Source organism: Streptomyces cacaoi, from assembly GCF_006539165.1.
GTDB classification, from domain to species: Bacteria; Actinomycetota; Actinomycetes; order Streptomycetales; family Streptomycetaceae; genus Streptomyces; species Streptomyces cacaoi.
This window is the reverse complement of record NZ_BJMM01000047.1, coordinates 40,289-50,138: the sequence shown is the minus strand read 5'-3', so window position 1 is coordinate 50,138 and position 9,850 is coordinate 40,289. Positions and strand designations below refer to the sequence as shown.

Annotated in this window: 8 protein-coding genes; 1 reads left to right on the top strand and 7 read right to left on the bottom strand. The window is 72.4% G+C overall.

Features of this window, described 5'->3' with window-relative positions:
- Positions 1–110 precede the first annotated feature (110 nt).
- From SCA03_RS29015 to SCA03_RS28990, 6 genes are all read right to left on the bottom strand, one after another.
- On the bottom strand, positions 111–593 hold the full coding sequence (locus SCA03_RS29015) for a winged helix-turn-helix domain-containing protein (RefSeq protein ID WP_107061558.1): 483 nt from the start codon (positions 591–593) through the stop codon (positions 111–113).
- Positions 594–766: 173 nt separating this feature from the next.
- Positions 767–832: a putative leader peptide gene (locus SCA03_RS37360; protein WP_371864005.1), complete on the bottom strand. Its 66-nt coding sequence runs from the start codon at positions 830–832 to the stop codon at positions 767–769.
- A gap of 365 nt (positions 833–1,197) precedes the next feature.
- On the bottom strand, positions 1,198–2,418 hold the full coding sequence (locus tag SCA03_RS29005; protein WP_030889241.1) for a S8 family peptidase: 1,221 nt from the start codon (positions 2,416–2,418) through the stop codon (positions 1,198–1,200).
- 229 nt (positions 2,419–2,647) lie between these two features.
- Positions 2,648–3,175, bottom strand: coding sequence for a DUF1697 domain-containing protein (locus SCA03_RS29000; RefSeq protein WP_030889238.1), 528 nt, complete (start codon positions 3,173–3,175; stop codon positions 2,648–2,650).
- A gap of 101 nt (positions 3,176–3,276) precedes the next feature.
- Positions 3,277–4,509, bottom strand: a complete 1,233-nt coding sequence (locus tag SCA03_RS28995) for a macrolide family glycosyltransferase (RefSeq protein WP_169729637.1) — start codon at positions 4,507–4,509, stop codon at positions 3,277–3,279.
- 92 nt (positions 4,510–4,601) lie between these two features.
- Positions 4,602–5,909, bottom strand: a complete 1,308-nt coding sequence (locus SCA03_RS28990; protein ID WP_078875238.1) for a DUF5919 domain-containing protein — start codon at positions 5,907–5,909, stop codon at positions 4,602–4,604.
- Positions 5,910–6,093: 184 nt separating this feature from the next.
- Between SCA03_RS28990 and glgX the strand changes: the two genes are divergently transcribed.
- Positions 6,094–8,280: a glycogen debranching protein GlgX gene (glgX, locus tag SCA03_RS28985; RefSeq protein ID WP_086815577.1), complete on the top strand. Its 2,187-nt coding sequence runs from the start codon at positions 6,094–6,096 to the stop codon at positions 8,278–8,280.
- Positions 8,281–8,306: 26 nt separating this feature from the next.
- Here glgX and SCA03_RS28980 read toward each other — a convergent pair whose 3' ends face one another.
- Positions 8,307–9,797 (bottom strand): MFS transporter, encoded by a 1,491-nt coding sequence (locus SCA03_RS28980; protein ID WP_141275743.1) that lies wholly within the window; start codon positions 9,795–9,797, stop codon positions 8,307–8,309.
- Between the last annotated feature and the right edge of the window lie 53 nt (positions 9,798–9,850).

The window sequence follows — 9,850 nt, the reverse complement described above, 5'->3', positions numbered from 1 at the left end:
CCCCCCCCCGCTACAGGGGGCTCCGCCCCCTCTAGGAGACCCCCGCTCCCTGGTGCCCCCATGCGCATATCGGGCCTGTTCGGCAGGGGCCGCTCGAAAATGGGTGGGGCTTATGTGGCGGGCTGGGGTTCGTACTTGTAGCCGACTCGGCGGATCGTGACGATGCGGTGGCGGTGGGCGGGGCCCAGCTTGCGGCGTAGGCGGGCGATGTGGACGTCGACGGTCCGTCCGTCTCCGACGTGGTCGCCGTAGCCCCATACCCCGGCGACCAGCTGTTCGCGGGTGTGCACCCGGTGCGGGTGCGCCACAAGGTGGGCGAGCAGTTCGAACTCCAGGTAGGTGAGGGAGAGTTCGGTGCCGTCGACATGGACGGTGTGCCGTGCGCGGTCGATCCGCAGTGCGTCGTCCCGGGCCGGCTGCGTGGGCTGCGCCGTCCGGCCCTGCGGGGCGGGGACCAGCGCTGCCGGGACGGCGTGTCCGGGGAGTTGGGCCGGGTCGGTGCCCTCGGGGACCAGCACGAGGTATCCGACCTGCCGCTCGCCTCCCCGGGAGGTCTGCGCGACGGGGACGGTCGTACGGAGGGCGTGGTGCACGGTGGGCTCCTTGCGAAGGCCGGAGCCGGCCCGCGACGGCGGACACGGCTCGACGGGAGAGGAGGGAACGGCCGGGTGCGCGGCGCGGAGGTGCGCGCGTCGTGGGGCCGGAAGATGCGGGGCCGGACGCGGCGGGAGGGGCGTGCGGCGGCGCGGGAGGTGAGCGGCGCGGGTCAGGCGCCGGTGGGGGCACAGAGGGCGCTGGCGTGCCGTCGGAGGTCGACGTGCAGACGCGCCACGAGAAGGCTGTGTTGGCTCACGGTACGTGAGCATGCCAGGAGCGGTGGGGGCCGTCAATGTCGTTGTCACACGCCTCACACCGGCCCGACGCGTGGCGTGATTCCGGTGTTCCGGCGCACGCCGGGAGCGACACAACCGAACATTCCCCGCCCCGACCGCGCAGGATTGCGGGCGGAACCTGACGCACCCTGTGCACCCGTGGCCCCCTGCCGCCCTGTCTGAACTCCCGTGCTGCGCGCGGGAATCGCACACCGGGGACGTTGCGGGGGACGAGGCCGGGCACGACGAGGCCCGCCGTGCCCCGTGGGGGGAGGGCACGGCGGGCCTGTTGGGGGCCTACCCGGAAATCGGCGGCCCGCACCGACTACTTCACGACGCGCAGCAACTTGTTCGGCGTCCCGGCGGACGGGTCGGCGATGGCGTCGGCGGTGGCACCCTTGGTGAGCGCGGCGGAGACCTGCTGCGGCGTGGCGGTCTTGTGCCCGGAGAGGTAGACGGCGGCGGCACCGGCCACGTGCGGGGAGGCCATGGAGGTGCCGGAGAGCGTCGCGCTGCCGCTGTCACTCTTGTTGCTCGCGGACTCGATGTCGACGCCGGGCGCATACAGGTCCACGCTCTTGCCGTAGTTGGAGAACTCGGCCTGCTTGTCGTTCTTGTCGCTGGCCGCGACGGTGATGGCCTCCGGGACGCGCGCCGGGCTGGAGTTCGAGGCGTCCTGGCTCTCGTTGCCGGCGGCGACGGCGTAGGTGACGCCGGACGCGATGGATTTCTTTATCGCGGCGTCCATGGCCGCGTCCTTGGCGCCGCCGAGGCTCATGTTGGCGACGGACGGGCCCTTGTGGTTCTTGGTGACCCAGTCGATACCGGCGACGACCTGCTCGGTGGTGCCGGAGCCCTCGTCGTCGAGCACGCGCACGGCCACGACGTCGGCCTTCTTGGCGACGCCGTAGGTCTTGCCGGCGACGGTGGCGGCGACATGGGTGCCGTGGCCGTTGCCGTCCTGCGCGTCCTGGTCGCCGTCGACGGCGTCGTAGCCGGAGGTGGCCCGGCCGCCGAAGTCCTTGTGCCCGGTGCGGACGCCGGTGTCGATGACGTAGGCGGTGACGCCCTTCCCCGCGGTGTCCGGGTAGGTGTACTTCCCGTCGCCCGCGGTCTTCTCCTGGTCGATGCGGTCCAGGCCCCAGGTCGGGTCGCTCTGGGTCGCGTTGATGGTGAAGCGCTGGTTCTGGAAGACCTTGGCGACCTTGTCGTCGGCCGCGAGGCGCCGGGCCTCCTGCGCGGTCAGGCCGGAGGCGGAGAAGCCGTTGAGAGCCGAGCGGTAGGTGCGCTTGACCTTGCCGCCGTACTCCTTGGCGAGGTCCTTGCCGGCACCCTTGGAGGCGATACCGACGGACTGGCCGTCCTTGAGCATGACGATGTAGCTGCCCTTGACCGCGTCCTCGGCGCCCGCACCGACGACGGTGCCCTCGGCCGGTGCGGCTCCCGCGGGAAGGGTGAGCAGGGTCGCGCCACCGGCGACGGCCACCGCCGCGCCGACGGCGAGGGATATCCGGCGCTTCTTGTTGCGGGAGACGTGCGTTGCCATACGGGGGATCCTCCTGGGAAAAACGTGGGGGGTGTGAAGATCCATCAAGGATTGGTTCGAAACCCTGTCGGATTGGCGCGCTCAGCTCAAGTTCTGCCGGGCGTTGTGACATTCGCAACGCCCGGACCCGGCAGCAACCGGCACACAAGGGACGGAGCACGCACCGCGATCGCCTCACCGCACGTCATCCCCCGTGCACAGCGCGGGAGTTGAAGATTTGACGGCCGCGTCAGCCGGTGAGTTCGATCAGCCGCTGGACGGTACGCCAGTTGCGGCCCGTCATCGTCAGCTTCGGCCGGACGGCCTCCAGAGCCGCGGGGAGGTTGCTGCGCCCCATGCCGTCCGGGAACCAGCAGTAGACGGCGCGCCCGACGACATGGAACTCGTCGGGCGCGAACCGCTGCGGATCCAGGCCGGCGAAGTGGTCCCCGGCCGGCTCCTCCTCCAGGAACAGCACGAGCACCTTGGCCGAATCCAGCCGGTCGACCGGCAGCGGGCAGGCGGCGGCGATCTCGCGCAGCTCCTTCGCGGTACGCACCAGACAGCGCACCTCGAAGCCGAAGCGCTCCTCGACGGCGCGCTCCAGCGCCGGCCCCGGCTCCGGGTCCCGGGTACGGAAGACGGCGTTGCCGCTTTGCAGATACGTCCGCACGTCGCTCCAGCCGAGCCCGCTCATCACCTCGCGCAGCTCGGCCATGGGGACCTTTCTGTGTCCCCCCACGTTGATTCCGCGCAAGAGCGCTGCGTAACTCTCCATGCCCGCACCGTACGTGCCGGGTGTGACGCGGGGGACCACTCCTGCCGTACAACTTCCGTACGCTGCACCGTCGATGGGCTCCCGGGGCCGGACGGGGCCGCTCAGGACCGCTCGACGGCGGCCCGGGAGGAGGGCAGGGCGGCCTCGACGATGTCGGCCGCCTGCACGGCTCCGCCCTCGTCGGCCATCTGCCGGCGGGCCCGCGCGAGCGCCTCGGCGACGGCGGGATCGTCGACGAGCCCGAGCAGGGTCTCGCGCAGCCGTGCCGCGTCCGCCTCCTCGGCCGGCAGATACCTGGCCACCCCCAGGTCGGCGAGGATGCGGGCGTTCATGAACTGGTCGGCCGCCTGCGGTACGGCGATCATCGGTGTGCCGGTGGCGAGCCCCTCCTGGCTGCCGCCCGCGCCGGCGTGCGTGAGGAAGGCGTCCGCCTGCCGCAGGATCTCCAGCTGCGGAACCCAGGCGTGCGCCTCCGTGTTGGCGGGCAGCGGGCCGAGCGACTCGCGGGTGACGTGCCGGCCGATCTGGAGGACGACGTACCAGTCCGGCAGATCGCCGAAGGCGTCCGCGCAGGCACGGTAGAGGTCCGGCCGGTCGGTGAAGGTCGAGCCGAGCGAGACGAGCAGCAGCCGCTTGCCCTCGGCCGCCGCGGGCCGCTGCCAGCCCTGCTCGGCGGGCTCGGGCCGACAGGAGCCGACGAAGGTGTAGACCTCCTCGTCGACGTCGTCCGCGTGCGGCTGCATGACCTTGGGGATGAGCACCAGGGAGCGGTCGGGATGGCCGGTGAAGTCGTCGGGATGCATGTCGACGCCCTGCTCCCGCAGCCACTCGGCGAAGCGCGCGTAGTACGCCTTGCCCTCCGGCGACTGCTTCAGCGCGATGAACTCCGGGTTGACCTCCTCGGGCTCGTACCCCTTCCAGGCCACGCCGTGCGGGGTCAGCTGGATGTGCGGAACGCCCCAGCGCCGGGCGAGGACCCGGGAGGGGTAGGAGGTGCTGTCGGAGAGCACGAGGTCCGGTTCGTCCCCGGCGAACTCCTCGGCGAGCTGCGGCAGTGCGTGGACGGCGTCCTCGAAGAACGGCCGCACCATGTCGAGCAGGGTCGTGCCCCAGGCCGACGGGTCGTCGTCGGGCCCCGGCAGCGTCGTGGTGTACAGGCGCGGCCGGGCGCCGGTCTCCGCGACGACATCGGCGAGCGCCGGCGGGATCGCGTAGCTCACCCGGTGCCCGCGCGCCACCAGTTCCCTGATCACCTCCAGGTTGGGCCGCACATGGCCGTGCGCGGCGATGCTGAACATGGCGATGTGCGCCGCTTCGGGGCGTGTTTCCGTCATGCCGCAGAAGCTAGACGATACGAGTCGTCTCGTACAACGGGATTACGACGGGACGGCCCCGCCGGGCCGCCGCCGTCCTCGAAGGTGCGGGGTTACGACACCGGCCGGGAGTCCGCCCAGAAGGACTCGAACTCCTCGCGGTAGACGGGGAAGAGCCCGCCGTCCGCCTCGTCACGCGGCTCGTGCACCAGGTCCCGGCCACCGCCGCGCAGCACGAACACCGGCGCCTCCATGCCCCGCGCGTGCCGCAGATACGACTGGACGACGGCGAGCCCGTCGGCACCGTCCCCGTCGACCATGTACGCCGTGAACCGCGGTGTCTCGTCGAACACATGGATCTCGAAGGCGCCGGTGTCCCGCAGCTGCGCCCGCACCCGCCGCATGTGCAGGATGTTCATCTCCACCGAGCGCCCCAGCTCGCCCTTCTTCAGGCCGAGTTCACGCTCCCGCCGGCGCAGCGCGCTGCTCGCCGGGTTGAGGAACAGCAGCCGGATCCGGCAGCCCGAGCCGGCCAGCCGGGTCAGCCGCCGGCCGCTGAAGTTCTGCGTCAGCAGATTCAGTCCGATGCCGATGGCGTCCAGCCGCCGCGCGCCGGAGAAGAGATCCTCGACGGGCAACTGCCGCAGCAGCCTGACCCGGTCGGCGTGCACCCCGACCACATCGGCGAACCGGTCGCCGACCAGCTCCTCCACGGCGTCCACCGGCATCCGGTGCGCGGAGGGCGCCGCGCCGTCCGAGGCGCCCAGCACCTCCAGCAGCCGCCGGCAGGTGCGCTCGGCCTGATCGAGCACCGTCCGGGAGAGGGCGCGGTTCCGGGCGACGGCGCTGCGCGCCACCTCCAGCTCGTCCAGTGCCAGTTCGAGGTCCCGCCGGTCCTCGAAGTACGGCTCGAAGCACGGCCAGTGCTGCACCATCAGCTCGCGCAGCTGCGGCAGCGTGAGGAACGCCAGCAGCGTGTCGTCGGCCGGGTCCAGCAGATAGCCCTTGCGCCGGCTCACCTCGCGCACGGCGACCGCCCGCTGCACCCACTCCTGCCCGGCCGGCCCCGCGGCCGCCACGACCCACTCCTCGCCGTGCACCGGCTCGTAGATCGGCCGCAGCACGGCGGCGACGACGGAGCGCAGCCGCTGCTCCACGAGGTTCAGCCACACATAGGCACGGCCGGCACGCTGCGCCCGGGTGCGTACCTCAGTCCAGGTGTCCGCGCTCCAGCGCAGGTCGGCGCCGATCTCCATGGGACGCGCCAGCGGAACGGCCCCCGGCCGGCTCCCGGACGCTCCCACCGGTTCCGCCCCCGGTCCGTCCGCGGGGCCGCCGAGAGTACCGCTCTCCTCCGCGGCATCCGTGTCCCGTGGACCATCACCGTCGCCTGGGGGGAGTTCAAGCCCTCCCGAGCCCAACTGCGCACCGCCTTCCGCACCCCGATGTTCGATCAAGGAAGACTACTGCGGCCATACGGGCGGTGCACCCGGAACCCCTGTCAACGTCCCTTGCCCGTACGGCGGCGCGGGAGAAGATGACCGCCAGGGCCGCCGCACGGGCAGCGGCGGCGGATCGGAACGACGACCGGGAAGAGACACATCGATGCAGGTCTGGCCGGGACAGCCGTACCCGCTGGGTGCCAACTACGACGGGGCGGGGACCAATTTCGCCGTCTTCTCCGAGGCCGCGGAACGTATCGAACTGTGCCTGCTGCACGAGGACGGCTCCGAGACGGCCGTGGAACTGCGCGAATCCGACGGCTTCGTACGCCACGCCTATCTGCCCGGTGTGCTGCCGGGCCAGCGCTACGGCTACCGCGCGCACGGCCCCTACACCCCCGAGAGCGGCCAGCGCTGCAACAGCGCCAAACTGCTGCTCGACCCGTACGCCAAGGCCATCAGCGGCGCCATCTCCTGGCACGAGGCCGTCTACGGCTATCCGTTCGGCGCGCCGGAGCGCCGCAACGACCTGGATTCCGCTCCGCACACGATGGCGTCCGTCGTCATCAACCCGTACTTCGACTGGGGCGACGACCGGCCGCCGCGTACCGACTACCACCGCACCGTGCTCTACGAGGCGCACGTCAAGGGCCTCACGATGCTCCACCCCGAGCTGCCGGAGGAGCTGCGCGGCACCTACGCGGCGCTCGCGCACCCGGCGGTCCTCGCCCATCTGACGGGGCTGGGCGTCACAGCGCTGGAGTTGATGCCGGTGCACCAGTTCGTCACCGACCACCGGCTGTGGGACGCGGGGCTGGTGAACTACTGGGGATACAACACGATCGGGTTCTTCGCGCCGCACAACGCGTACGCCTCCTGGGGGGAGCGCGGCCAGCAGGTGCTGGAGTTCAAGCACGCGGTACGGGCGCTGCACCAGGCGGGGATCGAGGTCATCCTCGATGTCGTCTACAACCACACGGCGGAGGGCAACCACCTCGGTCCCACGCTCTCCTTCCGGGGTCTCGACAATGCCTCGTACTACCGCCTCGCGGACGATCCGCGCTACTACACCGACACGACCGGCACCGGGAATTCACTGCTCATGCGCAGCCCCCACGTGCTTCAGCTGATCATGGACTCGCTGCGGTACTGGGTGACCGAGATGCACGTGGACGGCTTCCGCTTCGATCTCGCGGCCACGCTGGCCCGGCAGTTCCACGAGGTCGACCGGCTCTCCTCGTTCTTCGACCTGGTGCAGCAGGACCCGGTGGTCAGCCAGGTGAAGCTGATCGCCGAGCCGTGGGACGTGGGCGAGGGCGGCTACCAGGTGGGCAACTTCCCTCCGCTGTGGACGGAATGGAACGGCCGCTACCGCGACACCGTGCGCGACCTGTGGCGCGGGGAGCCGCGCACCCTGGCCGAGTTCGGCTCCCGGCTGACCGGCTCCTCCGACCTCTACCAGAACGACGGCCGCCGCCCGCTGGCCTCCGTCAACTTCATCACCTGCCACGACGGGTTCACGCTGCGCGATCTCGTCAGCTACGACAGCAAGCACAACGAGGCCAACGGCGAGGGCAACCGGGACGGCGAGAGCCACAACAGGTCGTGGAACTGCGGCGTCGAGGGACCCACCGACGACCCGGAGGTGCTGCGCCTGCGCCGCCGGCAGATGCGCAACTTCATCGCCACGCTGATGCTCTCGCAGGGCGTGCCGATGCTCAGCCACGGCGACGAGTTCGGCCGCACCCAGCTGGGCAACAACAACGCCTACTGCCAGGACGGGCCGCTCACCTGGGTGCGCTGGCCGCACGGGCGGGAGAGCGCGGACGACGCCGGCGCGGCGGAGGGCGACGGCGGCGCGGACGGCGCGGCGGACGATCCGGGCGCACCGGACCAGCGGTTGTGCGACTTCGTGCGCGCCATGGTGTGGCTGCGCCGCGATCATCCGGTGTTCCGCAGGCGCCGCTTCTTCCACGGCAGCCCGGTGGAGGGCGCACACGACGAGCTGTCGGACATCTCCTGGTTCACTCCCGAGGGCGACCAGATGAAGCAGCGCGACTGGCAGGCGGCACAGGCGCGTTCGCTGACGGTCTTCCTCAACGGCAACGCCATCTCCGAACCGGGCGAGCGCGGCGAGCGCATCACCGACGACTCCTTCCTGCTGCTGTTCAACGCGCACGACGAGGCACGGGACTTCGTCGTGCCCGCCGACCACGGCAGCGGCTGGAAGGTGATCGTCGACACCGCGCGGGAGCGCGCCTACCGGGGCGACGAGGGCGAGACCGTGCCGGCCGGCGGGCGGCTGCCGCTCACCGACCGCAGCATGGTCGTCCTGCGGCGCCCCGCCTGAACCGGCCGGGGCACGGCGCGCGCCGCTCAGGAGTCCGGCGGTACGCGCCGTGCCCCGGCCCCGTCCGGAAGAGCCCGCCCGGCCGACCCGGCCGCCGGTGCCTTCCCCGCCGTCCCGTCCGGAACGGCCTCTCCGGCCCCGGGGGCACCGGCAGCGGTGTCGGCATCGGCCACGGCGTCGGCAACGGCAACGGTGTCGGCGTCCACAGCGGTGTCGGCGTCGGCATCCGTATCAGCGCCCGCGTCGGTGTCGGTACCGGTGTCGGTACCGGTGTCGGCAGCAGGAGAGGGCGGCTCCGTGTCCGGGCGGGACGTGAGCGCCAGCAGACAGGCCGCTGCCGCCGCCCCCACGGCGAGCGCGAAGGCCGCCGCCGGGCCGCTGTCCTCGGCGAGCGGTCCGGCGGCCGTCAGCGCGAGCGCCTGGCCGCCGATGATGCCGCTGGTCATGAACGCCATCGACTCCCCCAGCCGGGACGGCGGCACCGCCCGCTCGGTGAGCGCGAACAGCGTGATCAGGTGCGGCGCGTAGGCGCTGCCGAGCACGACGACGACCACGTACAGCCCCCACAGGCTGTGCACCACCAGCAGCGGCAGGGCCAGCACGAGGGCCGCGCCGGTCGCCACCCGCCGGCGCAGCGGCAGCCCCACCGACACCGGCACGGAGGCCATCGCGAGCCCGGCCACGGCGCTCATGACGCCCATGGCCGCGTAGACCAGCCCCGACTGGCCCGGGGCGCCCAGCTCCTCGGTGAGCGCGGTGATGCCCGCCTGGCAGGCGCCGAACATGGCGCCCTGGAGCGCCGCCGAGGCCCGCAGCCCGTGGACGGTGCCGCGCCGCCGGTACGGCTCCCCCGCGCCTCCCGCGTGCGCCGCCCCTGTCCGTGCGGGGGCCCGGCGCGGCGCGACCGCCTTCGCCGTCGGGTGCAGCGCGAACCCCGAGGCGCAGCCGGCCAGCAGCACGGAGGCGAGGAGGAGCGCGGCGGCCGGGTGGGCGACCGTGGCGGCGACACCGACGAGCGCGGGGCCGAGCACGAACGAGACCTCGTCGAGGGTCCCTTCGAGGGAGAGCGCCGCCGAGACGGTCCGCTCGCCGGCCCCCGCGCGGCGCGCGAGCGCCACCGTCCGGGTCCGTGCGAGCGGCCCCACCTGCGGCACGCTCGCCCCCGCTGCGGCGCCGAGCGCGGCGAGCGGCACCGTCGGGGCGCGGCCGAGCGCGGCCACGACGAGGGCGGCGACGGCGCAGGCGTTCAGCAGGGCGGCGGCCAGCACGACCGGGCGCTGGCCCAGCCGGTCGGCGAGGCGTCCGACGACGGGCCCGGCCACGGTCTGGCCGGCGGCCAGTGCCCCGCCGACCAGTCCCGCGGTCGCCAGGCTGCCGCTGGTGCGGGCGACGAGGAGCAGGGTGCCGAGCTGGCACATCGCCGTGGGCAGCCGACCGAGGAAGGACAGGGCCGGCAGGAGCGGGCCGCCGCACAGGCGGATCACCGTGCGATAGGTCGTCAGCAGTGCTCCAGCCATCGTGAGAAGTTAGCTCTTTCGGATCACCGCACGGCACGGACAGGACCCACGAA